Source organism: Rhodanobacter sp. FW021-MT20, assembly GCF_041107475.1.
Classification (GTDB): Bacteria; Pseudomonadota; Gammaproteobacteria; order Xanthomonadales; family Rhodanobacteraceae; genus Rhodanobacter_A; species Rhodanobacter_A glycinis.
Window position 1 is genome coordinate 23,365 of record NZ_JBGBPX010000024.1, and the last position, 26,514, is coordinate 49,878.

Below are 26,514 nucleotides of genomic sequence, written 5' to 3' on the forward strand. Positions count from 1 at the left end.
GATCGATGCCCGCTGGACGGGCTTGGCCGGGACCAGCCTGGGAATGCCGGCAGCGGCGCGGATACGGCATGCCCTGAGACCGTTGCACGATGACCGCGAAAGTGGTGCGGGCGCACGAGGCCGTGGGCCGCGGCAAGTGCGCCGGTCATGGGTGAAACCCGGGGGATTGGCCGCTGGGCGGCGGTTTCGTCGGTAGCCCTGCTGACGCTGTTGGCCGTGTCGGCAGTGCATTGGCCGCGCCCGGAACCGTTTGCGAACACGACGGGCGAAGTGCTGCCAGCCACTGGCGTGATGGTCCAGGTGTGGTTGAGCACGGCGGACCGACGCCTGCGCCTTGCGCAACAACCCGATGTCATGGCCGAAGAACGCGGTGCCGATACAGGCACGGCCGATGTGGTCATCGACCTGGCCCACACCTACCAGACGATGACCGGCTTCGGCGCGGCACTGACCGATTCGTCGGCATGGCTGATCCGCAACAAGATGAGCGCCTTGCAGCGCGCTGCGTTGCTGCATGAAATGTTCGGGCCGCCGCCCGGCCTCGACTTCAACATGCTGCGCATCACCATCGGTGCGTCGGATTTCTCGCTGCAGCATTACACCCTGGACGACATGCCGGCGGGTCAGACCGACCCCGGCTTGCAGCATTTCAACGTGGCCGTGGCCCAGCGCAACGTGATTCCGGTGTTGCAGGACATCCTGGCGATCCATCCCGGGCTGCGCATCATCGCCTCGCCATGGAGCGCGCCGGCCTGGATGAAGACCAGTGCAAACCTGATCAGCGGCAGCTTGCTTGAGCAATACGAGCCGAACTATGCGGCCTATCTCGTGCACTTCCTCGATGCGTTCAAGGGATACGGCATCCCGATTTTCGCGTTGACCTTGCAGAACGAACCGGCCTTCGAACCCTTGACCTATCCGGGCATGGAGCTGACGGCAGACGCGCGCGCACGGATCATCGGCCAGTATCTCGGACCGGCATTGGCCGCGCGCAAGCCGAAAACGCTGATCCTGGGCTGGGATCACAACTGGGATGCCCCGAACCAGCCCCTGAGCGTGCTGGCGGATCCGACCGCCAACCGGTATGTCGCCGGGATCGCCTGGCACTGCTATGCCGGCGATCCGAGTGCGCAAACCACGGTGCACCGGGCCTATCCCGGCAAGGACGCCTATCTCACCGAATGTTCGGGCGGCGACTGGCCATCGGCAAAAAATGGCGAGTTGCTGTTGTTCGCGCGCAACATCCTGATGATGTCGATCAAGAACTGGGCGCGTGGCGCGGTGTACTGGAACCTGGTGCTGGACGAAGACCATGGCCCGCATGCCGGCGGTTGCGATCAATGCAAGGGCGTGGTCACGGTCGACGCGCAAACCGGCGAGATCAGCCGCAATGACGAGTATTACGCCTTCGCCCATTTCAGTCGTTTCGTGTTGCCCGGCGCAGTGCGCGTGAAATCCGGCAACACACAGACGGGCGTCCACCAGGTGGCCTTCCAGAACCCGGACCATGGGTCGGTGGTGCTGGTGGCCGTCAACGGCAACGCGAAGGCGACCCGGCTGTCGGTCGAACAGGGCGATGTCCGCTTCCAGTACGACCTGCCGGCGAACAGCGTCGCGACATTCGAGTGGTCGCCGGGGGCGCCGGACGCGCCGGCTCCGGCGGCAAGTGTGGCCAGATAGCCGGCGGCGGGCGCGTGCGCCTGCGGCTACTTGTCCGAGTCCTTCTGCTTCTGCTTTTTCACCTTGGCCTCGGTTTCCTTGACGCCGGCCTCGCGCTGCCTGGCGTAATCGCGCGAGGCGACGGCCGCCTGCTCCTGCCTGGCGTCGTTGCTGCCATGTGTTGCCTGGTGCGGGTCTTTGGGTTTCATGTGCGCTCACTCGGGTTGGGCACCTGCACCATGCGACGATGAGGGTAAACACGACATCATGGTTGTGTGCACGACAGTGCAAGGCGACGACGGGCGATGATGGGGCGGTTGTCGATATCTTCGGCGCGAATGAGAGATGCCGGCTTGAACAGGTAGCGCACGGTTGGGGGATTATCATGGGGCGTCTATCCCATCCCCGAACCCTGGAGTCCGCTCCCATGCCCGCATGCACATTGCGCGATCAAACCGTCATCATCATCGGCGGCAGTTCCGGCATGGGCTATGCCGTGGCCGAAGGCGCGCTGGCCGAGGGCGCGCCCGTCGTGATCGGTTCGAGCAGCCAGGTCAACGTGGACGCCGCGGTACAGCGGCTGGGTGCGGGGGCATCGGGTGCGGTGCTGGACGTCCATGACGAGGCCAGTGTCGCGGCCTTCTTTGCCGCGCAGGAAAGTTTCGACCATCTGGTATTCACGGCGGGCGAACCGGGCGGCTTCGCGCCGACCCCGCTGGCGCAACTGGATATCGACGCGGCGGGCGAGGGCCTGCAGGTTCGCTTCTGGGGCGCGCTGAGGGCGATCAAGCATGCCCAGCCGCGCTTGTCGGCGCACGGCTCGATCACGCTTACCGACGGACTGTTGGCTCACTTGCCGAGGAAGGGCGTCCCGTTGGCTACGGCCTTTTCCGGCGCGGCGGAACATCTGGTGCGGGGCCTGGCGGTGGATCTGGCGCCGATCCGGGTCAACGCGGTGTGTCCGGGGCCGGTGTTGACCGAACGCCTGGCGGCATTGCCGGCAGAGATGATCCGCCAGATGACCGAGCGCCAGCCGTTGCCCCGTGCCGCCGAACCGGCCGAGGTGGCGCAAGCCTTCCTGTATCTGATGCGAGGCAGCTACACCACCGGGCAGGTGTTGATCGTCGATGGCGGGCGCATGCTGGTCTGAGGCATTGCCGTAGCGCGAGCTTGCCGGAAACCGTCGCGCCGCCTCAGAGTGCCTTCGATGCATCCACGGCTCCCCGCGCGAGTCGGCATGCACGTCCATACGGCGGTAGAAGCGCAGGAGAACACGCATGACATCCGTATCCGAAATCCGCCTGGTGAAGCTGCCGGAGGGCAACATCACGCCTGAACATTTCGGCTGCTTCGACGCCAGCGTGCCGGCCGTTCTGCCGGCCGGCGCCGTGCGGCTGCGGAACGTGTGTTTCGGCGTCAACGCCGGCATGCGTTCGCGCATCGGACGTGCCGGAGCACACGACGGCAACAAGGCCGCGGCAACCCACAGTTACGCCGGGCAGCTGGGCGTGGGCGACGTACCGCAAAGCGATGCGGTGGCGCAGGTGCTGGAATCCACGACGGCGGATTTCAAACCCGGTGACTGGGTGGTGCATATCGCCCCTTGGCGTACGCGTGACGTGGTGCAGGCGAGCAAGTTGCGGCGGGTGGATGTGGGTGCGAAGACGCCGCCGGAAATGTATCTGACGGCACTCGGGCATACGGCGTTCACCGCCTATGTGGGCATGGTGGAAGTGGGGAAGGTGGGCGCGAAGGACAGCGTATATGTGTCGGCGGCCGCGGGTGGCGTGGGCAGCTATGCCGCCCAGATCGCACGCTTGCGCGGGGCCCGCGTGATCGGCAGCACCGGCAGTGCGGAAAAACTGGCGTATCTGCGCGATGAGCTGAAGCTGTCCGCGGCGTTCAATTACAAGGCCACCGCGGTGGCCGAGGCGCTGGCGGAATTCGCTCCCGAGGGGCTGTCGCTCTGTTACGACAACGTCGGCGGCGAACAACTGGAAGCGGCGATCGCGGCGATGGGCGAGCATGGTCGCATCGTGCTGTGCGGCATGGTTTCGGATTACGCGCAACCCGATGCCCACGGGCCGCGCAATCTGCATCTTTTCATCAAGCGCCGGCTTTGCATGACCGGCTTCACGGTGCTGGAACACGAATCGGCCCGCGCCGATTTCGAGGCGAGCATGCGCGGCTGGCTCAGCCGTGACGAAGTGGTGGTCCGCTCGACCGTGTTCGAGGGTATCGACGCATTGCCGCGCGCCTTTTCCAGCTTGCTCGCGGGGGCGACGACCGGCCGGGCGGTGGTTCGCCTCGACGCGGCGGCCTGAAACAGGCGCCCGGGTTTCCCGGCGCAGGCCGGGAAGGTGCCGGGCATGACGCTGACACTGTCGTGCGGCCGTTCTGGCGTTCGTCCTTCCCCGATCAGTCGGCCGTCACCAGCTCGGGAAAGGGTTCGCGCCAGGCGTCCAGCTCGTTCAGGCGTTCGTGCCAGCGTTCGATGGCGGGGAATTCGGCCAACGGAATGTGCGCGCGCTCCGCGTAGGGCAGCGTCACGGCCACCGCGAAATCGGCCACGGTCAGCGTATCGCCGACCAGCCAGCGGCGGTCACGCAGGTGCTGGTCCAACACCTTGGCGAAGCGACGCCATTCCTTCGTGGCCTGCTCTACTTCGTTCGGGTCGGGAATACCCATGCCGAAGCGTGCCCTGATGATGTACTCGAAATACAGCGTACCGCCGTGCCTGGTGAAGTGCTGCGTGTTCCAGCTGAGCCAGCGGATCACCTCGATCTGGCGCCCGTCCTGCGGCCACAGCTCCGAATCGCTGCGCGCGGCCAGATGGCACATGATGGCATCGGCTTCCCACAACACGAGCGAGCCGTCCACCAGCGTCGGCACCTTGCCGTTGGGATTGAGCGCGAGATAATCCGTGGTCTTGTGCTCGCCCCGGCCAAGGTCGAGATAGGCATATTCCACCGGTGATTGCAGGTATTTCGCCACCGCGCAGGCCTTGCGTGGCGACAGTACGTCCGACCAGTACAGCTTCATGTGGCGTCTCCTCGGATGGTTGTGGGTGGTCCGGGGAGACGACGAATGGCGTGTCGTGGAATCGACACGTGGTGATGCCGTGGCAACTGCTCAGGGTTGTTTCGACGCCGCATGTGGGCGTGCCGCCTGCGATTTCTCCAGCGCCTTCACGGCATCCAGCGTTTCTTGCACATGCTTGGTCGGGCTGAGGCTGGAATAGACGAACGCGATTTTTCCGGACGGGGCGATCACGTACGAGGTCCGGTTCGACCAGCCGGGGCGGAAGAACAAGGTGGCGTCGTAGGCCTTGGCAATCTTCGCGCCCTTGTCGGCGGCCACCGGGAACTTGCCGCTGCAGTGATCGGCTTCTTTCGAGAACGCCGCCAGTTGCGAAAGATGGCCCGCGCTGACGCCGATCACGGTAGCGTGCAGCGCCTTGAACTGGTCGATGGCCTGCGAGAAAAGATGCGCCTCGATATTGCAGCCGCTGGTGTGTGGCGCGGGAAAGAAATAGACCACCACCGGGCCCTTTTTCAAGGCGGCAGTAAGGTTGAAGGTGAACGGTTGCCCGGCGAGGTAGGCCGGCGCGGTGAAGTCGGGGGCCTGGGTGCCCACCTTGAGCGCCGCGAAGGCAGGTGGTGCAAGGGCGATGGCAGCCACTGCGGCGACGATGGTCAGTCTGGTCGAAAGCTTCATGGACAGTTCCTTGGCGGGGCAGAGGTGCCGCACTTCCATATACGTCACGACGACGGACATGGATGCCTTCAGCCGTGCGGACAAACTGACAGCAAGCATAGGATGAAGTTTGCCCCGGAACATCGCGGGTTTTTGCGGCGCGGCTGCAAGCCTTGCGAACTACAGCCGGTCCTCGGGCGGATCGGTCGGGTCCGCGGTATACGGCGTGCCAGGGTGCCGGCGTTCGTGCCACCAGCGCAGCAGTTCGCCGGACAGGCGGACCTTTTCCTGGCTGACCAGCACGTCGGCGCGAGCGGTCATCCACGAGGTCTTGGTGGCGGCGATCTGCTGCTCGGGATAGACGCTGCGGTGGCCGACGATGAGGTAGGCAGCAATGGAGGCACCGGCGACATACAACGTGCTGTCGCCACCGAGCAATTCGACGCCCATCAGGATCGCCGCAATCGGCGTATTGGAGGCGGCCGCCACGACCGAGACCAGTCCCACCGCCGCGCCCAGTGCCGGTGACAGTCCGAACAGGTGCGCAAAGGCGCCGCCGGCGACCGCGCCCATCACGAACTGTTCGGTGATCAGGCCGCCGTAGAATCCCGAGCCCAGCGTGATCGCAACCAGCAGCGCCTTCCACAGGAAGCCGAGATAAGGCATCGGCTGACCCTGCAGCGCGTTATCCATCAGCGGCAGGCTCAGGCCCATGTACTGGTTGGGAATCACCACGATCAACAGGGCCAGAATCACGCCGCCAATGCACGGCATCAGCGGTGGCCAGATCCCGAAGCGCTCGCGCAGGCGGGTGAACTGGCGTCGCATGCCGTGCAGCAATTCGATGAATATCCAGGCCACCACGCCGCACAGGATGCCGATCATCACGGTCTTCAGGAACAGCAGCTCGGTGAAGTCGCCGACGAAGGAGACATTGATCTTCGGATAGGGCACACCCCAGAAGCGGCTGACTTCATACGAGGTCACGCCGGCGACGATGGCGGGGAACAGGAAGTTGTGGCGGATGCGACCGATGGCCAGCATCTCGACGCCATAGATGGCGCCCGCGATGGGCGTGCCGAACACGCTGGCGAAACCCGCGCTGACGCCGCAGGCCACCAGACGCCGGCGCAATTCGGAGTTGAGGTGCAGCAGTTCACCGAGACCGGCGGCGATGCTGGCGCCCAGGTGCGAGCAGGGACCTTCCTTGCCGGCCGAACCGCCGCAGCCCAGCGTGATCAGCGTGGCGACGGGTTTGATCCACAGCGTCTTCCACGGCAATTTGCCGTTCTGGTCGTTGACCGCAATGATCACCGAATCCTTGAGCCCGGTACGGTTCTGCCGCTTGCCGTAATACAGCAGCAGGCCGTTCAGCAGGCCACCGACCGGCAGCACGGCCATCTGCAGCCACAGCGGCGCGGTGTAGGTATGTCCGGCGGTCGCGAATAGGATGCGCAGGAACAGGCTGCAACCCGTGCCCACCAGGATGCCGGTGAGGGTTGCCAATACCAGCCACTGCAGCACGGTTGCCAGCATCACCAGCGGTTCGGTTAGGTGGGAGCCGCGCATGCGCTGAAGGGCCTGATATGGGAAAGTGGACCGCCCATTGTATCAAGCTGCCGGAGTTCGCGGAAAACCGCCCGCCATGGGGCGTCGGGTGGCTTTCCGGGACGGCGCGCCGGCGGGCAGCGACCGGTTTACGCCCCGTGCCCGGGCGGATGCACATTCGGCAGGAACACCGCGAGCAACCCCAGCAGCGGCAGGAACGCGCAAACCTGGTACACGAACACGATGCCGAAGTGGTCCGCCACCACGCCAAGCACCGCGGCGCCCAGGCCACCCAGGCCGAACGACAGGCCGTAGAACATGCCCGAGATCATGCCGATGCGATGCGGCATCATGTCTTGTGCATACACGATGATCGCCGGAAACGCGGAGGCCAGCACCACGCCGATCACCACGCTGAGTCCGACCGTCCACGTCAGGCCGACGTGCGGCAGCAGCAGGGTGAACGGGGCGATGCCGAGGATGGAAAACCAGATCACCTGCTTGCGGCCGATGCGGTCGCCGATCGGTCCGCCGATCAAGGTGCCGGCCGCGACGGCCATCAGGAACACCGCCAGCAGCCGGGTCGCGCTCGCCATCGACAAGCCGAAACGGTGCATCAGGTAGAACTCGTAATAGCTGCTGATGCTGGCCAGGTAAAAGAATTTCGAGAACATCAGCACCATCAACACGCCGATCGTGCGACGCACGACGGGCGCAGGAAAGGGCGGATGATCCGCGTGCGTGCGTTTCCTGACACGCTCGTTGATGTGGTGGCTGTACCAGCGGCTGACCTGCAGCAGCACGATGATTCCCAGCACCGCCGCCAGGCCGAACCAGCCGACGTGGCTGCGCCCGAACTTCAGCACAATGCCGGCGGCCAGCAACGGACCCAGCGCCTGGCCAAGGTTGCCGCCGATCTGGAACACCGACTGGGCGAATCCGTATCGTCCGCCCGAGGCCATGCGCGCCACGCGCGCGGACTCCGGGTGGAACACCGACGAGCCGCAACCGATCAGCGCCACCGCCAGCAGCAACAGCGGATAGCTCGGCGCCACCGACAACAGCAGCAGGCCGGAAAGGGTGAAGCACATGCCGATCGGCAGCGAATACGGCAACGACTTCCTGTCCGTGACCATGCCGACCACCGGTTGCAGCAGCGAGGCAGTCAACTGGAAGGTCAGGGTGATCGCGCCGATCTGGAAAAAGCTCAGGTTGAACTCGCCCTTGAGCAGCGGATAGATCGCCAGGATCACCGACTGCATCATGTCGTTGAGGACATGCACGAAGCTGACCGCACCGAGCACGCTATAGCGCGTGGGCGATTTGCCGGCCGCTTGCGCCGTCGTGACCATCGGCGGCACGGCGCCCGCTTCGGGATCGTTTAGCAGGGATTGAGTGCTGGAGGCTGTGTCGTTCATGCAGTGGGGACGTGGCGGTACGGCAGGGATCACCCGATCATGCCGGTCGTGGCGAACCGGTCGGGGCGGGTGGATACGGTGGACGACGGGCTGGAGCGAGCTGGCGCGCGAAGCATGAGATGGGGAGTCCCCGGCTTGCGTCTGGTATCGGTTGCACGCTGTCGATCCTGCCCGTGAATGAAATGCGTCGCGGTTGTTCCGGACGCTGCGAATGTCCAGGGGCCGAATCAGGCACAGCGATCAGGATACGCCAATGGCATCGTCGCGGGTATGTGGCGAGGCGGTCTGATGGCTGCCCTGGCGACACGCCTGATCCAGGTCATTCGCAATGGCCGGCGCTGGCTGTAGCGTGCCTGCGATGCAAGCTGCGGGGCGGGATGCGAGCATCCGTCCGGGTGATCCGATTCGACGAGGTAGCAAACCCATGGGCATGTCCAACCCACTCAGGTTCTTGCGTCAGGCTGCAAAATCCGGCGAAACGGCGCATGCGAATCCGCCATCGTGGACGGTGATGCCATTCGCGGCGATGGCTGCGCTGGCGGTGGTGGGTGGTGGTGTGCTGGCGGCCGTGATGGCCCATGCACCGAGTCGCACGGTGATGTGGGCCGTGGCCTATCTGGTGCTGGTGGTTGGTGTGATACAGGCCGTACTCGGCGTGGGCCAGGCACTTCTGCTGCAGCGTGCACCCGCTGTGCGTGTCGTGACCCTCGAATGGCTGGCGTTCAATGCGGGCAATGCCGGCGTCATCATCGGAACGGTCGTGTCGGTGTGGTGGGTGGTGTTGCTCGGAACGCTGTTGTTCGCTCTGGCGTTGGCCATCTTCCTGCATGCGACCCGCGCCGTCCGTTGCGACTGGCCGGCATATGCCTATCGTCTGTTGATCGTGTTCATGGGTGGCAGCGCCGTGGTGGGGCTGCTGCTTTCGGCGCTGCGCACGATGCATTGATCGTGGCAAGCCGGATCGTCGGCGGCGGTGACTCGCTCATGACCCGGCAGCGTGTTTGCCAAAGCAAATCTCTGCCTGACTGACGGGAAGTGCGGCACCCAGGTGGTTGCCTTGCAGCTCGTTGCAGCCCAGTTGGGCGAGAAACGCGGCTTGTGCCGGAGTCTCCACGCCTTCAGCCGCCACCGTCATGTGCAGTTGGTGACCGAGCGCGATGATGGTCTTGGCGATGACTGCGTCATCGGCATCAGTGGGCAGGCCTCGCACGAAGCTCTGGTCGATCTTCACCTTGTCGATGGGGAACTGCTTGAGGTAGGCCAGGCTGGAGTAGCCGGTGCCGAAATCGTCCAGCGCCAGCCGCGTGCCCAATGCCTTCAGCTCAGCCAGCGTGCGCCGGGTCTGCCCGACGTTTTCCATCAACGCGTTCTCGGTCATTTCGATGTCGAGCATGCTGTTCGGCACGGCGTGGCGTTGCAGCGCGGCCCGTACCGTGTCGACCAGCCCCGGACTCTGCAGTTGCTGTGCGGAGATGTTGACGGCGACATGGAAATCGCGATGACCGTGATCCATCCAGGCACGTATCTGCCTGCACGCGGCCTCCAGCGCCCATTCGCCGATTTCACGCATCAGGCCCAGTGCTTCGGCCACCGGAACCAGGCGGTTCGGCATGACCAGGCCAAGCTCGGGGCTGTTCCAGCGCAACAGGGCTTCGAAACCGGTCAAGGCGTGATCACTCGCCCGGTGCTGCGGCTGGTAGTACAGCTCCAGTTCGCCGCGGCGGACCGCGTCGCGTAGATAACGGCCGAGGACCAGGCGTTCGTCGAGCGCGCGCATTTGTTCGATGGTGAACTCGGAAACACGATCGCGCCCTTCGCGCTTGGCCTGGTTCATCGCGGCCTCGGCATTGCGCAGCAGGTCTGTCGGGGCACGGCCATGGTCGGGCGATTGGCTGATGCCGACGCTGGCGGTCAGCAGCAGGCGGTAGTCGTCTCCCTCGACCGGCAGCGCCACGGCGGCGCGCAGTCGTTCGGCCAGTTCGAGTACGGCCGGCCGGGAAAGATCGTGTACGACGGCGACGAATGTGTCGCCGGCAAAACGGGCCATTCGCCCCTGCGTGCCCAGCACGGCCTGCAGCCGGCTGGCCAGTTGCCTGAGAACATCATCGCCGGCGGCATGGCCGACGGATTCGTTGACCACCTGGAAGCGATCCGGCCCCAGCACCAGCACCCATACGGATGACGTGGCCTCGTCCTGCAGCAGGGTGGCAAGGACGTGTTCCACCGCCGAGTGGTACGGCAGCCCGGTGATGGCATCGTGATTGGAGGCGTAAGCCAGCTCCGCCGCCACCTGGCGTCGCTCGGTGACATCGCGCGCCACCGCGTAAAGCAACCCGTCCGGCGCGGCGAAGGCCATCCACTCCAGCCAGTGCACGCTGCCGTCCTTGTAGCGGCAGCGGTTGACGAACTCGCGGACCTGCTCGGTGGATATCGTCGATGCGTGCATCGGATCGCCATCATCCGAATCGTGTTCCGACTGCAGGAATTCCCGGTAGTCGCGCGCCGTCAACTCGGTGGCGCTGTAACCCGTGGCACGCGAAAACGACGGATTGAACTGGACGATTCGCCGGCTTCGTGTGTTGATGATGCAGAATATTTCCTGCGACATTTCGAAAAACAGGTTGCGTTCGCGCAGGCGTGCGAGCAGCTTGTCGCTCTCGATGGCGATGCTGGTGATCGGCAGCATGCGATCGATGTTGCGAAGCTCGTCCGGTCGCGGCTCGCGTATCTCGCGGTAGTACACCGCAAACGTGCCAAGCAATTGCCCGTTGCTGCCGTAGACGGGTGTCGACCAGCACGCCTTGAGGCCGTGTTCCAGTGCCAGGTCCTTGTAGTCCGCCCAGTAGGCATGGGTGGCAATGTCGGCGACCACGACGCGTTCGCCGCGCCACGCAGCCGTGCCGCATGAACCGTGCGCCATGCCGATTTCCAATCCGTGAATGGCCCGGTTGTAGGCCTCCGGCAGGCTCGGTCCGGCGGCGTGCAGGACGTGTCGGCTGTCGTCGTCAACCAGCAGCAGCGAGCACATCGCGCCGGGGTTGAGCGTTTCATGCAGGCGCGCAATGGCTTCGAGGTTTTGCCGCAGCGGTTGTTGCGTGGCGATGGCAGTGAGGATGTCGTGCTGGCCGATATCGAAGCGCTCGGCGCGCGTGCGCTCGGTGATGTCCTGGCAGGCGCCCAGCATGCGTACCGTATGCCCCTCGGCATCGGCCACCACGGTGCCGCGGCTGAGCAAGGTGCGCTCAGTCCCGTTGGGACAAATGATGCGCTCCGTGAACTCGAATGGTTCCTGGTCGTCGATGGCATGCGTGATGATCTGCTGCACGCGATCGCGATCCAGCGGATGCAGCAGCGCGAGGTACGCTTCGAACGTGGCGTCGTGTTCCTCGGGCGTCACGCCGTAGATGCGATAAAGCTCGGCCGACCAGATGACGCGGTTGTCTGGCAGGTCCCATTCCCAGCTTCCGGTCTGCGCCAGCTGTTGCGCCTGCACCATCATCTGCTGCTGTCGCAACAGGCCTTGCGCGACTTTCCGGCGCTCGGTGGTGTCGAGGAAGTAGATCGTCACGCCGTCTTCCGACGGGTGGATGCGGCTTTCGAACCAGCGCTGCCAGGTGGGGTGGAACGCCTCGATCTGGATCGGGCGTTGCTGCTCCATGGCCTGTTCGCACGCACGCCGGAATGGCTGCCGGGTGTCTTCGGGGAAGTCGGCCCAGAGGCTTTGGCCGAGCAGGTTTTGCCCTGGCTGGCCGAGCAGGGCCAGGGCATTTGCGTTCAGATAGGTGTAGCGCCAGTCGCGGTCGAGCGCCATGCAGGCATCGCTGATGCGCTCGAACATATGCTGAAACTCCATCTCCGGCACGATGCGCTCCCAAGTCGACATTGGATCCCAGTCATGGCGGAATGTCAGGCCGGCCACTGCATGTGGCCGCTGCCGTTCCGATGCTGTCCCGTGGGCGCCCCCCGGCGATTCCCGGCACTAGTGTGCACCTTCTGACCGGGACTTTGTTGCAGCTCCGGGCGATGGAGAAGGGCGTGTGCCGGGGTGGGGCGCCAGCCCGGGGCGACACCGGCTTGCCTGGATTTGGCAAGGGCCGGGCGGTCGCTCAGGATGGGTTCGGCTCGTCACCCGCGCGCCGCCAGGCCGCCGGCGACATACCGTAATGGCGCTTGAAGGCGCGGCCGAAGGCAGAGTGCGTGGCATAGCCGCAGGACTCGCCGATCAACTCGATGGAGCGCCGGGTGTCGCGCAGCAGGCGGGCCGCCTGTTCCATGCGCAACGACGTTACCAGGTCCAGTGGCGTCATCTCGCTCAGCTCCGCAAAGTGCCGGGCGAAGCTGGCACGTGACATGCGGCTTCGTTCGGCCATGCGTTCCAGTGTCCAGGCTTCGGCCGGGGTATCGATGACGGCGGCGATGGCGGGGGCCATCCGCGCATCGGTCAACAGAGCCAGCAAGCCGTGCGTGAAGGCGCCCTGTTCCATCAGGATGCGCAACACGATGGTGAACATCGCGCGGGACAGGTCGTCGATCACGGCGGGCGCACCGGCCAGCGGCTGCGCGCTTTCGTGCCGCATCAGTCGCATCAAGGCCAGCAGCCACGCGCAATCATCGCGCCCTTGCGTCGACACGTGGACGACCTCGGGCAATGACTGCAGCAGCAACGAGTGCGACTGGCCCAGTTCGAAGCTGCCGCAGAGCATGTCGTAGTCGTGTTGTTCGGTCAGGCTGTCGACCCGGGTCAGCTCGCCTTGCGCCTGCCGCGTGACCGGATACGCAACGGCGGTTCGCCCCTCCGAGCTGCGCAGGGTGTGCGCCGCGCCATGGGGAAACAGCACCAGGTCGCCACCGGCAAGGTCGATGTGCGTTCGCCCCGATTCGAGGTGCGCGTGGCCTTCCAGCACCATGTGATAGCGCACCGTGCCGGGTTCCCTGGCTTCCTCGTCCACCGACCACATGCCGGCGAAGCGACACAGCAGGTCGACGCTTCCGCGCAGCCGCATCGAGGTGACCAGCGCAGCGAGACTGTCCATGGGGTTGCCTGAGACGAATGGGATCAACACCGAGACGCCCGGGACAAGCGGGGCGCGGCGCCGTGGCTAGCATTCTCACCACCGGAAACAGCGCAAGCAAGCCGGACCCTTTCCTTCCCGACCGGAGTCACCCTCATGAACCGACTGCATACCCTTACCCTCGACCAGGCCGAAGGCGAAACCGCCGAACTGTTCGCCAGCATCAAGCGCAACGTCGGCAAGCTGCCGAATGCCTACGCCGTCATCGGCAGCAACGCCCCCAACGTGTTGGCGAACGTCCTGCAGACCGGCGCCACGCTGGGCAAGAGCACGCTTTCGAAGCGCGAGCAGGAGGCGATCAACCTCTCGGTCAGCGAAGCCACGGGCTGTGATTACTGTGTGGCCGCGCATACCTTCACCGGCAAGCTGGCCGGCTACAGCGACGAGCAGGCGCGTGAACTACGCGCAGGTGGTTTCGCCGCGGATGCGCGCATCGACACCCTGGTGAAGTTCGTGCTTGGGCTGGTGCGCGATCGCGGCACCGTCGACGCCTCCGCCGTGGACGCGATGCGCGATGTCGGCTTCAGCGATCGTCAGCTGGTGGAAATTCCGCTCGTAGTCAGTGCCATCCTGTTCACCAACATGGTCAACCGGATCAACGACACCGTGGTGGATTTCCCCAAGGTGGCCTGAGCCATGGACGAACGGAACCGGGACCACACGGCCCGGTTCCGGCGCGGTGCCTTGTCTTGTCTGCCGCTCCTAGCCAACGAGTCGGCTGAAGGCCGCGGGCGAGGCGTGCTCGAAGCGATCCACCAGCAGTTGCACGAAGGCCGATACGCGTGCGCTGACGTGGCGACGCGAGGGATACAGCGCCCAGACTTCGATCGGGCGACTGCCCAGCGTGCCCCAGTCGAGCAGCCGGCCGGCGTCGATGTCGGCCTGCACCAACGAGCGCGGCACGGCCGCGGCGGCCACGCCGGCGAGCACCGCGTCGTGGATCATCGCCATCGACGACAGGCGCAGCACGGTGCGGGTGGTCACGCGAAGCGTGCTGCGTGCGCGTTCAAGTTGCCATGTGATGCCGGGCGTTGTGCGCGGCAGGGTGATGACCGGCACGGCCACGTCACGCTGTCGCGTGGGCCGGGGCAGGGACGGCGCGGCCACGACCACCTGCGTATCGCGCAGGAAGCAGCGGCCGGACAAATCGGTCGAAGGATCCGGGTTGGCGCGGATGATCAGGTCGAAGTCGTCTTCCACCGGATGGACGAAACGGTCTTCGGTGATGACTTCCAATTGCACCTGCGGATAGGCCAGCGCGTAGTCCGCCGCGATGCGGCCCAGCCCGCGCTGGCCGAACAGCACCGGGGCGCTGATGCGCAGCCGGCCGCGTGGTGTGGTGGTGCCCTGGCGCAAGGTGTCGCCCACTTCATCGATGTGTTCCAGCAGCGACTGGGTCTGCTCATGCAAGGCACGGCCTTCCGCGGTAAGGCGCAGCTCATGGCCGCCACGTTCGAACAGGCGCACACCGAGCGCGTCCTCCAACTGGCGGACGCGGCGCGACAGCGTGGCCTTGGGGCGGCCGGTGAGGCGTGCGGCGCGGCCCACGCCGCCATGGCGGGCCACGTCGTTGAAATCGGCCAGGGCGAGCAGATCCATGGGTGTTCCAACAGTGAGACAAGATGTCCAGATTATGCGGCTATCGGGGCGATTGATGAAACATCAGGATGGGGCCGTCCATCACCACCCACCCACTGAAGGAGATACCCCATGAACATCCTCGTTACCGGCAGCACCGGCACGATCGGCAGCCTGGTTGTCCGCGGGCTGCTTGCCCAGGGCGCCCATGTCCACGCGTTGACGCGCGACCCGGGCAAGGCCGCATTCCCCGAGGGCGTCCTTGCCGTCAAGGGCGACATGACCGACATCGCCTCGATGCGCGCGGCGTTGAAGAACGTCGATACGCTGTTCCTGCTCAATGCCGTGGCCGCCGACGAAGTGACCCAGGCGATCGGTACGCTGGCGCTGGCGCGCGAGGCCGGTATCCAGCGCATCGTCTACCTGTCGGTGCTCAACAGCGAGCGCTTCACCGATGTGCCGCATTTCACCGGCAAGTACACGGTGGAGCGGATGATCGAGCAGCTCGACCTGCCGGTGACCGTGCTGCGGCCGTCCTATTTCATGCAGAACGACGTCATGCAGAAGGACGGGTTGCTGACGCAGGGTCGCTACGGCATGCCGCTTGGCGAGGCCGGGGTGGCCATGGTCGATGTGCGCGATATCGCGGAGATCGCGGTGGCCTCGCTGCTGCGCCGGGCGCGGGCAAAGATGCCACTGCCGCGCGAGGTGATCGAGATCACCGGTCCGGAAGCGCTGACCAGTGATGCACTGGCCACGATCTGGTCCGGCGTGCTCGGCAAGCCGGTGACCCATGCCGGCAACGACCTGGATGCTTACGAAGGGATGCTGGCCAACTTCATGCCGTCCTGGTCGGCCCATGACATCCGCCTGATGCTGGCGCGGTTCCACACCGACGGCATGCTCGGCAAGCCGCATGCAGCCGACACGCTTGCCGGTCTGCTCGGCCATCCGCTGCGTCGTTATCGGGACCTGGCCGAGGAATGGGCGAAGGCGTGGCAGCCGTCCTGATCGGGCAAGTCGCTGCCGGTTGCAGGGGCATTTCAGCCTGAGTCGACCATGGCGATGCGGAAGGCTGCTGACAACAGGCTGTCAGCAGTCCCCGTGTACAACAGTGCCGTGCCGGGCAACCGCCCCTTGAAGGAAAGCAGCATGAATTTCGTCTCGATCCGCATCATCACCGATGACATCCAGCGTCTGGTCGGTTTTTACGAGCACATCACCGGTATTCCGGTGACGATGTACACCGAGGACTTCGGCGAGTTGGCGACGCCGGCGTGCACGTTGGCGATCGGCAGCACGCGCACGCTGCAGCTGTTCGGTGGCGATGTGGCACGCGCGGCGGACAACCACACCGCCATCATCGAATTCCGCGTCGACGACGTCGATGCCGAGTACGCAAAGCTGGCCCAGGTGATCGGTGCCAGCCTGGTCCAGCCACCGACCACCATGCCATGGGGAAACCGCTCGCTGCTGTTCCGTGACCCCGATGGCAACCTGGTCAACTTTTTCACGCCGGTCACGCCCGCAGCGATCAGCAAGTTCGACCGATAGCCGAAGTTTTCGCCCTGGTTGCGCTTGAGCATGCTGATGCGGCATGGGACGATCGCGGCATGACCGGCAAGCCCGCCACCACGCAGCATTTGCGCGACCTGGCACGGTTGCGCCGCGTGCGCGACCGGATCGACCGGGACTACGCGCAGCCACTGGATGTGGCGGCGCTGGCGCGTGGCGTGCACATGTCGGCCGGGCATCTCAGTCGCCAGTTCAAGCGCGCTTTCGGTGAGTCGCCCTACAGCTACCTGATGACGCGGCGGATCGAGCGTGCGATGGCCTTGCTGCGGCGGGGAGATCTCAGTGTCACCGAGGTCTGCTTCACGGTGGGCTGCGCATCGCTGGGCACGTTCAGCACGCGCTTCAGTGAGCTGGTGGGCATGTCGCCCAGTGCCTATCGACGCGAGGCAGCGGCCACGACCGCAGGCATGCCGTCGTGCGTGGCGCGACAGGTGACGCGACCGATCAGGAATCGAGAAGCGCCGGATCCCGAACCGGATCTAGCATGATGGCTCCCGTCACAGCGAGCAGGACCACGATGGATATCAGCATTCACTCGAGCTTTCTCCCGCACACCGATCCGGACGCCTCGCTGGCGTTCTACCGCGACACTCTCGGTTTCGAGGTGCGCAAGGATGTCGGCTACAACGGCATGCGCTGGATTACCGTCGGCCCGGCCGACCAGCCCGGCACGTCCATCGTGCTGTACCCGCCGAACGCCAGCCCCGGCGTGACCGAGGACGAGCAGCGCACCATCGCCGAGATGATGGCCAAGGACACCTTCGCGATGATGTTGCTGGCCACCGCAGACCTGGATGCGGCATTCAAGCGGATCCAGGCCAGCGGCGCCGAGATCGTCGAGGAGCCGACCGAACAGCCGTACGGCGTGCGCGACTGTGCCGTGCGCGATCCCGCCGGCAATCTGCTGCGCGTACAGCAGCGGCACTGATGCGTTCGCGCCGCAGGCACTTGCACCTGCTGAATCAATGACCATCACCCGGAGGCGACTGCGAGCATGAAGAAAATCGACGCAAAGGATGGATCGGCCAGTAATACGCCGTCCCGGCTGATCGATGCGCGGATCAAGGATCTGGGCGACTGGCGCGGCGAGACGCTGGCGCATGTCCGCAAGCTGATCAGGCAGGCGATTCCCGACGTGGTCGAGGAATGGAAATGGCGTGGCGTTCCGGTGTGGTATCGCGACGGCATGATCTGCACCGGCGAGAGCTACAAGACCGCCGTGAAGATGACGTTTGCCAAGGGCGCCGCGCTGGACGATCCCGCGAATCTCTTCAATGCCAGCCTCGACGGCAACACTCGGCGGGCCATCGATTTCCACGAAGGCGACAAAATCGATGACAAGGCACTGATCGCACTGATTCGCGCGGCGGCGGCATTGAATACATCCGCCGCGCGTTGATCGCAAGGCGAGTGCTAGACGCTCGATCGCGATCGATGACCGGGGGCGATCGTACCGTCGCGTAGGAGCGCACCCTGTGCGCGAATGCTCTGGTGCTTCATCGGGACCAGAAGCTTTTCGCGCACAGGGTGCGCTCCTACGACAGCGAGGTTAACTCCGACTGGCTAGGCAGCTTTGCGATGCACCCTTCGGCGGTGCGTCCGCGGGCCAGCTGGCCTTTGGCAGCGTCACGGAGCCCTGGCCTTGGAAAGAAGTTGCAGAGTGCCCCAGTTGCAGTTGGTAGCTGCCGGCCGGACGCTGCCATTGTTGCCCTGACGCGTCGAAGTTCACCAGCAGGCGAGGGTCGGCGGTGACTTCGAGATGTGCGGACTGCCCCGGCTTCAGGCTGACCCGGCACCATCCCGCCAGCCGCCGTACCTGGTCGCTGCCGGGCAGGGTGGCATACAACTGCGGTACGTCCACGCCAGCGCGCTTGCCGCGGTTGGTCACCGTGAACGAGGCCACCACGCGGCCATGGTCGATACGCGGCTTGAAGTCGCTGTAGGCGAAGTGCGTATAGCCCAGGCCGTAGCCGAACGGGAACAGTGGCTGGATGCCCTTGTGCTGGTACCAGCGGTAGCCGACGTTCGCGCCTTCGATGTTGTAGTCCACCTGCTCGGCCGGCTGGCCTTGCGGTATCAGGCCGATGGAGGCCAGGCCTGCACCGGGGATCTGCGGGCGCGGCAACTGCGCTTCGTCGCGCGGCCAGGACACCGGCAGGCGCCCGGCGGGATCGACTTCGCCGTACAGCAGCCGTGCGATGGCCTCGCCGCCGCCCGCGCCGGGATACCACGCTTCCAGCACCGCGCCAACCTGGTCCAGCCACGGCATCGCGACCGGGCCGTTGTTTTCCAGCACGACGATGGTGTGCGGGTTGGCCCTGGCCACGGCGGCGACCAACGCGTCCTGGTTGCCGGGCAGGGTCAGGTGCGGCGTGTCGAAGCTTTCCGCCGACCATTGCTCGACGAACACCACCGCCACCTTGGCCTGCGCGGCCAGTTTCGCGGCGGCGGCAATGTCCTCGCCGCTGGCGTAGCTCACCTTGCCATGGGCGCGTTGCCGGATCGCGGTCAACGGTGCAGAAGGCTGGTAGATGCGCGGCCCCGGCCATGCGGTGGGCGCCAGGCCCGGCACGGCATTGCCTTCGGGTGACTGCACCGCCGAGGAGCCACCGCCGGTCAGTACGCCCTTGTCGGCGTGGCCGCCGATGACGGCCACCGATTGCGCGCCCGACAGCGGCAACAATGCGTCCTGGTTGCGCAGCAGCACCGCGCCCGCTTCCTCGACGTGCTGCGCCACCTTGCGGTCGGCGGCGAAATCGATCGGCGCCTGTTCGGCCGGGTGGTCGATCACCCCGCTCGCGAACAGGCTGCGCAGGATGCGGTGCGCCATGTCGTCGATGCGCGACTGCGGCACCTCGCCGGAGGCCACGGCGGCACGCAGCGGCTTGCCGAAGTACACCTCCTTGTCGAAGGTCTCGCCGGCCGATTCCTGGTCCAGCCCGGCCAGTGCGGACTTGGCCGCACTGTGCACCGCGCCCCAGTCCGACATCACGTAGCCGGGGTAGTGCCAGTCGCGCTTCAGCACCTTGTCGAGCAACCAGTCGTTCTCGCAGGCGTAGACCGAGTTGACGCGGTTGTAGGAGCACATCACCGAACCAGGATGCCCGGTCTCGATGGCGATCTCGAAGGCGAGCAGGTCCGATTCGCGCGCGGCGGTCGGATTGATGTCGGCACTGAACGTGGTGCGTGCCGTTTCCAGATCATTGAAGGCGTAATGCTTGATGGTGGAGACAACGTGCTGGCTCTGGATGCCGGCGATCGCATGGCCGACGATCAGGCCGGTGAGCAAGGGATCCTCGCCGGCGTATTCGAAGTTGCGACCGTTGCGCGGATCGCGCACCAGGTCGGCGCCACCGGCCAGCATCACGTTGAAGCCGCGGTGGTGCGCTTCGCTGCCGATCATCGCGCCGCCGGCGTAGGCCAGCGCGGGATCGAAGCTGGCCGCGGTCGCCAGGCCGGATGGCAGCGCGGTGGCACCCAGCTTGTGCGGCTTGGCCACGCCCAAGCCGGCATCGCTTTCCTGCAGCGCCGGCAGGCCCAGTCGCTTGATCGCCGGATCGTAACCCGCGGACGCCAACGCGCCGGGCGACATCACGTGACCGTTCTCGGTGTCGCCGAACTGGACATCGATCAGCTGGAACTTCTCGTCCTGGGTCATCGCCTTCACCACCAGCGAGGCGCGCTGGTCGGGCGACAGGTGGGTGTTCAGCCATGGTCGCGCCGGCTTGCTCGCAGAGCTTGCGGCGCTTGCCCCGAAACAGGTCAGCAACGCCATGCCGATGAAGGCGGCTACGGGAGTCTTGCGAAAGGTCATGACATTTTTCCTCGTGTTGCGAAGCGGGGTGCGAGCAGGTTCATTGCAGGGTGGGGTGGCCGGCATGTGCAGGGCTTGCGTGCGGCGGCGTGTTCGCTCGGTGCATGTTTGCCGGCAGGTACGGATTGCGATCCAGCGCGGCGATCACGGCCCATGCCGTTGCTGCAAGACACGGCTGGTGCCGGTAGTAGGAATACACCGCCGTGATGCGCGGTGCGGGCGTGGCGTACAGGAAGCCGCCGGGCGATGCCTGTTGTGCGATCGACACGAACAAGGCGTCGGCCCTGGCTTCGTTGCCCGTCCAGCGATAGACGAGTGCGGCCTGTGCGGTGCCTTCCGTCCATAATCCGTCGCGATCGTCGGTGAAGTCGAAACCGCCCTTGACGCTATTCATGCGTTCGATCCAGTGCAGCGCCCGCCGCCATGGCTTCGGCGCATTCGGCAGCAATTGTGCCCAGAGTTGCACATCGAGTGCCGAGGGTGAGCGAAGCGGCGTCACGCCATCGGCGGTAGTGCCCATCCAGAAATGCCCGCTGGCCGCATCCCATTGCGCATCCACGAATCGGCGCGCGTGCCGCGCCTGGGCCTGCCAGTCGCCACCGGGCGCGGCAATCCGCTGCAGCCATTCGAACATGGCGACCAGATCGATGTTGTGTTCGGTGGATTTCCATGCCGCCTTGCGTGGAACCAGCAAGTAGGACTCGATGCCGCCATCGAAGCCGCCGGCGCCGCGCGTGTCGGCGGCATGCCCGACCACCCAGCGAGCGAGATGCACGGCGGCATCGCGCCAACGATCCTCGGCGGTGGCGTGATGCAGGGCCAGCAGTGCCAGTGCCGCCCAGGCCACGTTGCCGCACGAACTGCCGTCCTGGTAGGCGCCGGCATACTGTCGCGCCGCCTCGATCCAGCGTCCGCTGTCGGGATCGCGCCAGCCGTTTGGCAGCGGCTTGTCGCCTGCCACGATGCCGGCGCGGTAGGCGTCGCGCAGGCGCGTGTCGTTCATCGCGGCCAATCGCAGCGCGGCGCCGATGCGTTCGGCTTGCGATCGGCGGTGGCAGGCGAGCAGGGCGATCACCGCCAGCGCGTTGTCGTAAGTGAACGCCGCCGAGCGCAACGGCAGCAGATCGGGTGCGCCCTGGCCGCGCGGGTTGTCGTAGCTGCGCAGCAAGACCGGAGCGTTGCCGGGCAGTGCATCGACGCGTGCAGCGAGGGCGTTGCAGCCCGTGCGCGCGACGGTTTCGATTCGGACGGTTGCGGCTTGCGCGTGGGCCGGCAGCATCGAAGACATGGCAAGCACCAGGCCCACGGCCACTCCGCCCAGCCAGCCGCGCCGGGTGTTGCCGAGCCTGATTGCCGTGAATCTGATCAATACCGCGTAGCCTCGAAGTGATGCGACGGGTTGCCCGCGAGCTGTGTCCTTCAGCGGGTGTGAACACAGTATCCCGGCGAGTTGCGCAGGCTGTCGGTGAAAAAGGCAGCCATGCCGGGGAGAGCAGGCATGGCTGCATCAAAGCTTGTCACGTTGCTTTCCACCGCCGTCATGGCGCATGACCCGGCATGCGCCATGACGAAGGCTTGTACGGCGCGTCTTGTCAGAAGTTCGCGCGCAGGCTGAGGTTGTAGCGGGTGTCGTCGCGGAAGAAGCCCTTGGGTACGCTCAGGCCGTCGGTGTTGACGATCTCGCGGGTCTTGAACGTCGAGTTCAACAGGTTGGATACCTGCAGTGCCACCTTGACGTGCGGGTTGATCGTGTAGATCAGCGAGCCGTCCAGCTTGCCCTGCGACTCGGCCATCACCGGCAGGAACGGATAATCCGCTTCCTGGCCGGAGATCAGGAACTGCGAACGCCAGTTCCAGGCCAATCGTGCCGACAGCGGGCCTTTCTCGTAATAGGCGGTGAAGTTGAAGGTGTCGCGGGACAGCTCCGACGGCGGCAGCTTGAGCTGGTTGATGCACTGCGTCGGTGCCACATAGCCGCTGGGGCAGTAGTTGATCGAACCGAAACCCAGTCCGTGCGGCTTGATGTAGGTGTAGTTCATCTGCGTGCCGAAGCCGGACAACCAGCCGGGCAGGAAATCGTACTTCTGCTGGTAGGCCAGTTCCGCGCCACGCACGCTGCCCTTCTGGTCCAGGTTGGCCAGGCCGGCCGTGTATTGCTCCGGATAGGTCACGCCATTGTTCGTCACCGTCGTGTCGACGACGTTGGTGATGTACTGGATGGTGTGGTTCAGCTGCTTGTAGAACAGCATGCCGGTGAGCGAGCCGGCGTTGGCGAAATACCACTCCTGGCTCAGATCGAAGTTGTGCGCGGTGATCGGCTTGAGATACGGGTTCGAGCCGTTGTAGCCATTCCCGACCGTCGGCTCGGTGCTGCCATTGGTGCCGTAGGGCAGCAGTCCGCCGACCGATTGCCCGGCCTGCAACTGCACCAGCGAGGGCCGGTAGATCGACTCGGAGAAGGCGAAGCGGGTAATCAGGTCATCGGTCCAGCCAACAGCCAGGTTGAAACTGGGCAACCAGTTGCCGTACGAGCTGTGGGCCGTGATCGGGGTGAACGCGCCATTGGCGAAATTCATGTATTGCTGCTGCTGTGCCGGCGTCAGCGCGCAGAACGTGCCCGGTTGTGGTGCCGGGCCGCTCGCGCCCGAATTGCAGTACTGCGCAATGGTATGCCCGTTGAGGGTTTGCAGCATGTTCGGCAGGATCAGATAGCCCGAAGCGTCATCCTGGGTGTGGATGTAACGCAGGCCGATGTTGCCGCTGATCTGCAGCCCGCTGAGGAAATCCAGGTTGCTGTTGCCGAAGTTCAGCCGCACATACGTGGCGTTGGTCTTTTCCCGGTTGGAGGCGACTTCCTGCGGCAGGTAATACGTGCCGGGCACGAAGACGTCGCCGGCGACGTACTGCTCGCGATCGTAGTTGGTGTAGTACGGGCCGACGGCCCCGGACGTGTTGGCCAGCCACTGCTGGTTGATCTGCTTGATGGCCGCGGCGGACTGCCAGAATTGCGTAAGCGGATTCAGGTTGAAGTAGGGCGCGACGATGCCGAAATCGCCGCCGCCGAAGGCTGGCAGGTTGACGTGGTACGGCGAGACGTAGTTGGGCGTGTCGGCGGCGGTGATCGGCTTTATGTTGGGGCTGGGCGTGCTGATGGGCACGTAGTTGAACGCCGAGCTTCGCACCGTTTCACTCTGGTCGGTATGCCGGAAGCCGAACTGGATGTCGCTCAGCGGGCCCTTGTCTGCGTCGAAGTCGCCGTCCAGGCGGAAGGCGCGCTGGTTGCCCCAGGAGTAGCGCTGGCTGTCCTGCGCCGCCGCCCAGTACGTGTTGGCAGGATTGGCGAAGTACTGGGCCGTCGTTTCGTTGGGATCGGGCGAGAGCAGTTTGACCGTGGGCACGTTGTTGCCGTGCGTGGCGATGTACCAGTTGGCGTTGGTCAGCTGGCGGATGTAGTAGTAGGCGTACTTGTACTGGGAGTGGGTGTCCTGCGCATCCAGGCTCAGGTGCAGCCTATCGTTGACGTTCCACTTCAGGTTGAAGCTGTAGTCGTTGGTGACGTAGCGGTTCTTGTAGCCGGTGCTGTTGATCTGCGTAGGCAGGCCGCCGTACTGCGACGGGTAGACGTAATCGCTGGGCAGCGCGGTGACGATACCCGACTGGAATACGCCGTTGGAATCGAACACCGGCGTGGTGCCGGCCAGCGGAATGTCGCACTGGTCTGCATCCGACCAGGCGCAACCGTCTGTCGACGCTTGCAGGGTATGTTCGTAGGTGGTTTCCGTATCCGAAGCGCGGTCCCATTCCAGCGTGGCCGACCAGGCCTTGTCCGGGCTTTCCCATTGTGCCGCCAGCACATGGCCGAAGCGCGTGCTGGTTTCGTGCTGGGTGCGCAGGTCGCCGCCGATCGGCAGGTAGGCGTAGGGACCGTCGGTGCCCTCAGGCAGGCCGGGATAGTGGTCGGGTCGATTCCCTGGGAGCGTGCAGCCGTTGCAGCGTCGCTGGAAATCGACCAGCGAGATCGCATTGTCGGCCTGGTCGATGCGGTCGTAGGCCAGGTTGGCCAGGATGCCGAAGCGGCCGATCCCGGTATTCCAGTTGTGGCTGAACAGGCCGGCGATCTGCGGCGTGCCGCGCTTGTCCAGGCTGCCCCAGTAGTCGCCGACGGTGAAGGCGGCCTGCGTATCCTTGTCGCTGTCGAAGGGTTTGCGCGTGCGCAGGTCGATCGAGCCGGCGATGCCGCCTTCGATCATGTCCGCCGTCTGGTTCTTGCTTACCACCACCGAGCCGATCAGTTCCGGCGACACCGTAGAAAAGTTCAGGCCCTGGCCGCCGCCGGCGGAGAACACCTCGCGGCCGTTGAACAGCGTGCTGGTATAGGGCAGGCCCTGCAGGCTGATGTCCGAGCCCTGGATCGAGAAGTGGTCCGGATCGGCGGCGACACCGAAGGCGCTGACGGCCACACCAGGCACGCGTTGCAGCGCTTCGGTCACCGACAGGTCAGGCAGCGAGCCGGCGTCCTGCGCCGAGATCGCGTCAACCACGGTGTCGGAGTAGCGCTTGATCTGCTGCGCACGATTCAGGCTGGACGCGTAGCCGCTGACAGTCATGCTGTTGAGCTGCGTGACGTCCTTGCCGTCCACCGACTTGGACGTCTTCTTGTCGGCCGCCTTGATGTCCTTGCTGGTGGCCTGTGTCATGGACGGGGTGGTTTGATCATTCGTCGTCGGCGTGGTTTGCGCATGCAGCTGTCCGGCGGCGAACAGCGTCATCGCGATCGCCAGCGACAGCCGGCACGGCTGGTTGGCGCCCGGCGCACGTGTGTACATGGATGGCTTTTTCACTTTCTGCTCTCCCCAGATGTCCAGTGAATACTCGATCGATACAACCTTGTTGCGCCGGCCAGTCGTCCCGCGGCAGGTCGGTCGCGACTTGATTACGAACCCGTTGACCTGATGCAGCGGTGCCGATGGGTGTCGGGTAGCCGCAGGCATGCCGTCATCGGGCGGCGGCTATTCATTGCCCGCGCCCGTTGCATGCATTGCATGGGCGTTGCGCCTGCCTGCGGCGTTTCCCGAGGCCGCGGCAATGGTGGCGGCGAAGGTGATGTGGCGCGCGTTGCGCGCGATCCGACGAATGGACATTTCCCTTCCCCTTGCGTTGCGCACTGCAGCACGCGAGCCCCCTTGTATGGATGCAAGCTAGTCAAATGTACCAGCGCTGTCAATAGAAAATACCAGCGCTGGTATTTTTGTTCGTGCAGGGGTGAAATGTGGATGGATGTGCGCTTTCCGCTTGGGTTAGCATGGCGCACTGCAAGTCATGACAGGGTGGGGTGGCAGATACATGCCTGCGAGAATCGAAGACGTCGCTGTGCATGCCGGGGTATCCGTCAAGACGGTGTCCCGTGTACTCAATGGCTATACGAACGTGCGTGCCAAGCTGCGCACCCGGATCGAGGCTTCGATCCGCGAGCTCAATTACGTGCCCAACGCATCGGCACGCAGCCTGGCGGGGAACCGTTCGTACCTGGTCGCGCTGCTGTACGACAACCCCGCGGCCGGTTCCAGCTACGTCATGGAGCTGATCGTGGGTGTCCTGCAGGCGTGCAGGGGGACGCCGTACAACGCCGTCCTGCATCCCTTCGAGGCAGGCGAGGACCTGGCCGCGCGCATCGACGGTTTCGTGGCCCAGCATCGTCCGGACGCACTGGTGCTGGTGCCACCCCATGCAAGCAACGCCAAGCTGCTGCAACGCCTCGACGAACTCGACATCCGCTATTCGACGATCTCCTCGAAATTGCGCGAGTCGCAGATCGACATCGGCTTCGATGAGCGCAAGGCGGCGGAAGAGATCGTCGCCCACCTGATTTCGCTCGGGCATCGGCGAATAGGCCACGTCACCGGACTGAAAGGGCATGGCGCACGCACCTGGCGGCGCAATGGCTACCGCGATGCATTGCGCAAAGGCGGCATCGCCTACGATGAATCGCTGGTGGCGGAAGGGGATTTCACCTTCGCATCGGGCGTGGCGGCCGCCAAGGCGTTGCTCGACCAGCGTCGCCCGCCCACGGCCATTTTTGGCTCTCTCTCGATTCGTGTGGTTGACCTTTACCCGACCACCTGTTGAGCCGCATGCGTCCACGGGTTTTTCGGCA

23 protein-coding genes are annotated in these 26,514 nt (G+C 65.1%); 11 read left to right on the forward strand and 12 right to left on the reverse strand.

From position 1 onward, the window contains the following. Positions 1 to 147: 147 nt before the first annotated feature. Positions 148 to 1,680 (forward strand): glycoside hydrolase family 30 protein, encoded by a 1,533-nt coding sequence (locus tag AB7849_RS17835; protein ID WP_008216753.1) that lies wholly within the window; start codon positions 148 to 150, stop codon positions 1,678 to 1,680. Between the two features lie 26 nt (positions 1,681 to 1,706). Here AB7849_RS17835 and AB7849_RS17840 read toward each other — a convergent pair whose 3' ends face one another. After that, positions 1,707 to 1,868, reverse strand: coding sequence for a hypothetical protein (locus AB7849_RS17840; RefSeq protein WP_157618227.1), 162 nt, complete (start codon positions 1,866 to 1,868; stop codon positions 1,707 to 1,709). A 218-nt stretch (positions 1,869 to 2,086) separates the two neighbouring features. Between AB7849_RS17840 and AB7849_RS17845 the strand changes: the two genes are divergently transcribed. Further along, complete coding sequence (locus AB7849_RS17845) at positions 2,087 to 2,809, forward strand: SDR family oxidoreductase (RefSeq protein WP_008216750.1); 723 nt, start codon at positions 2,087 to 2,089, stop codon at positions 2,807 to 2,809. 127 nt (positions 2,810 to 2,936) lie between these two features. Then, positions 2,937 to 3,983, forward strand: coding sequence for an MDR family NADP-dependent oxidoreductase (locus AB7849_RS17850; RefSeq protein WP_008216748.1), 1,047 nt, complete (start codon positions 2,937 to 2,939; stop codon positions 3,981 to 3,983). 94 nt (positions 3,984 to 4,077) lie between these two features. Here the strand turns inward: AB7849_RS17850 and AB7849_RS17855 are convergent, their stop codons facing one another. The 4 genes from AB7849_RS17855 to AB7849_RS17870 all read right to left on the reverse strand — a co-directional run bounded on the left by AB7849_RS17855 (position 4,078) and on the right by AB7849_RS17870 (position 8,255). After that, positions 4,078 to 4,701 (reverse strand): glutathione S-transferase family protein, encoded by a 624-nt coding sequence (locus AB7849_RS17855; RefSeq protein WP_008216745.1) that lies wholly within the window; start codon positions 4,699 to 4,701, stop codon positions 4,078 to 4,080. A gap of 90 nt (positions 4,702 to 4,791) precedes the next feature. After that, positions 4,792 to 5,376 (reverse strand): peroxiredoxin, encoded by a 585-nt coding sequence (locus tag AB7849_RS17860; protein ID WP_037102552.1) that lies wholly within the window; start codon positions 5,374 to 5,376, stop codon positions 4,792 to 4,794. Between the two features lie 159 nt (positions 5,377 to 5,535). Then, positions 5,536 to 6,924: a chloride channel protein gene (locus AB7849_RS17865; RefSeq protein WP_008216741.1), complete on the reverse strand. Its 1,389-nt coding sequence runs from the start codon at positions 6,922 to 6,924 to the stop codon at positions 5,536 to 5,538. 128 nt (positions 6,925 to 7,052) lie between these two features. Further along, the gene (locus AB7849_RS17870; protein WP_050984397.1) at positions 7,053 to 8,255 is read right to left on the reverse strand and encodes an MFS transporter; all 1,203 of its coding nucleotides are present in this window, start codon (positions 8,253 to 8,255) and stop codon (positions 7,053 to 7,055) included. Positions 8,256 to 8,751: 496 nt separating this feature from the next. Here AB7849_RS17870 and AB7849_RS17875 point away from each other — a divergent pair, with 496 nt between their 5' ends. Continuing rightward, positions 8,752 to 9,267, forward strand: a complete 516-nt coding sequence (locus AB7849_RS17875) for a hypothetical protein (RefSeq protein ID WP_369501481.1) — start codon at positions 8,752 to 8,754, stop codon at positions 9,265 to 9,267. A 36-nt stretch (positions 9,268 to 9,303) separates the two neighbouring features. Here the strand turns inward: AB7849_RS17875 and AB7849_RS17880 are convergent, their stop codons facing one another. Continuing rightward, positions 9,304 to 12,159: a sensor domain-containing protein gene (locus tag AB7849_RS17880; RefSeq protein WP_157618226.1), complete on the reverse strand. Its 2,856-nt coding sequence runs from the start codon at positions 12,157 to 12,159 to the stop codon at positions 9,304 to 9,306. A gap of 268 nt (positions 12,160 to 12,427) precedes the next feature. Next, positions 12,428 to 13,354, reverse strand: coding sequence for a cupin domain-containing protein (locus tag AB7849_RS17885; protein ID WP_008216733.1), 927 nt, complete (start codon positions 13,352 to 13,354; stop codon positions 12,428 to 12,430). 135 nt (positions 13,355 to 13,489) lie between these two features. Here AB7849_RS17885 and AB7849_RS17890 point away from each other — a divergent pair, with 135 nt between their 5' ends. After that, positions 13,490 to 14,026 carry a carboxymuconolactone decarboxylase family protein gene (locus AB7849_RS17890; RefSeq protein WP_008216731.1) on the forward strand — a complete coding sequence of 179 codons (537 nt, stop codon included), beginning with the start codon at positions 13,490 to 13,492 and terminating at the stop codon, positions 14,024 to 14,026. Between the two features lie 69 nt (positions 14,027 to 14,095). Here AB7849_RS17890 and AB7849_RS17895 read toward each other — a convergent pair whose 3' ends face one another. After that, on the reverse strand, positions 14,096 to 14,992 hold the full coding sequence (locus tag AB7849_RS17895) for a LysR family transcriptional regulator (RefSeq protein WP_369501482.1): 897 nt from the start codon (positions 14,990 to 14,992) through the stop codon (positions 14,096 to 14,098). A 111-nt stretch (positions 14,993 to 15,103) separates the two neighbouring features. Here AB7849_RS17895 and AB7849_RS17900 point away from each other — a divergent pair, with 111 nt between their 5' ends. From AB7849_RS17900 to AB7849_RS17920, 5 genes are all read left to right on the forward strand, one after another. Then, on the forward strand, positions 15,104 to 15,982 hold the full coding sequence (locus AB7849_RS17900; RefSeq protein ID WP_008213168.1) for an NmrA/HSCARG family protein: 879 nt from the start codon (positions 15,104 to 15,106) through the stop codon (positions 15,980 to 15,982). Between the two features lie 141 nt (positions 15,983 to 16,123). Further along, positions 16,124 to 16,525, forward strand: coding sequence for a VOC family protein (locus AB7849_RS17905; RefSeq protein WP_037100636.1), 402 nt, complete (start codon positions 16,124 to 16,126; stop codon positions 16,523 to 16,525). A gap of 59 nt (positions 16,526 to 16,584) precedes the next feature. Continuing rightward, positions 16,585 to 17,034 carry a helix-turn-helix transcriptional regulator gene (locus tag AB7849_RS17910; protein ID WP_008213165.1) on the forward strand — a complete coding sequence of 150 codons (450 nt, stop codon included), beginning with the start codon at positions 16,585 to 16,587 and terminating at the stop codon, positions 17,032 to 17,034. A gap of 29 nt (positions 17,035 to 17,063) precedes the next feature. Next, positions 17,064 to 17,474, forward strand: coding sequence for a VOC family protein (locus AB7849_RS17915; RefSeq protein ID WP_008213163.1), 411 nt, complete (start codon positions 17,064 to 17,066; stop codon positions 17,472 to 17,474). Positions 17,475 to 17,540: 66 nt separating this feature from the next. Continuing rightward, a complete protein-coding gene (locus AB7849_RS17920; protein ID WP_008213162.1) occupies positions 17,541 to 17,945 on the forward strand; it encodes a DUF1801 domain-containing protein in 405 nt (134 codons plus the stop codon). Between the two features lie 150 nt (positions 17,946 to 18,095). Here the strand turns inward: AB7849_RS17920 and AB7849_RS17925 are convergent, their stop codons facing one another. From AB7849_RS17925 to AB7849_RS17940, 4 genes are read right to left on the reverse strand one after another with little or no spacing between them, the layout of a single operon-like run. Continuing rightward, the gene (locus tag AB7849_RS17925) at positions 18,096 to 20,360 is read right to left on the reverse strand and encodes a beta-glucosidase (RefSeq protein ID WP_369501483.1); all 2,265 of its coding nucleotides are present in this window, start codon (positions 20,358 to 20,360) and stop codon (positions 18,096 to 18,098) included. 40 nt (positions 20,361 to 20,400) lie between these two features. Continuing rightward, on the reverse strand, positions 20,401 to 21,729 hold the full coding sequence (locus AB7849_RS17930; RefSeq protein ID WP_008213160.1) for a hypothetical protein: 1,329 nt from the start codon (positions 21,727 to 21,729) through the stop codon (positions 20,401 to 20,403). A 50-nt stretch (positions 21,730 to 21,779) separates the two neighbouring features. Further along, positions 21,780 to 21,902 (reverse strand): hypothetical protein, encoded by a 123-nt coding sequence (locus AB7849_RS17935; protein ID WP_256364914.1) that lies wholly within the window; start codon positions 21,900 to 21,902, stop codon positions 21,780 to 21,782. Between the two features lie 50 nt (positions 21,903 to 21,952). Continuing rightward, positions 21,953 to 25,186, reverse strand: a complete 3,234-nt coding sequence (locus tag AB7849_RS17940) for a TonB-dependent receptor (RefSeq protein WP_008213159.1) — start codon at positions 25,184 to 25,186, stop codon at positions 21,953 to 21,955. A 517-nt stretch (positions 25,187 to 25,703) separates the two neighbouring features. Here AB7849_RS17940 and AB7849_RS17945 point away from each other — a divergent pair. After that, positions 25,704 to 26,486, forward strand: coding sequence for a LacI family DNA-binding transcriptional regulator (locus AB7849_RS17945; RefSeq protein ID WP_369501484.1), 783 nt, complete (start codon positions 25,704 to 25,706; stop codon positions 26,484 to 26,486). The last annotated feature ends 28 nt before the right edge of the window (positions 26,487 to 26,514 follow it).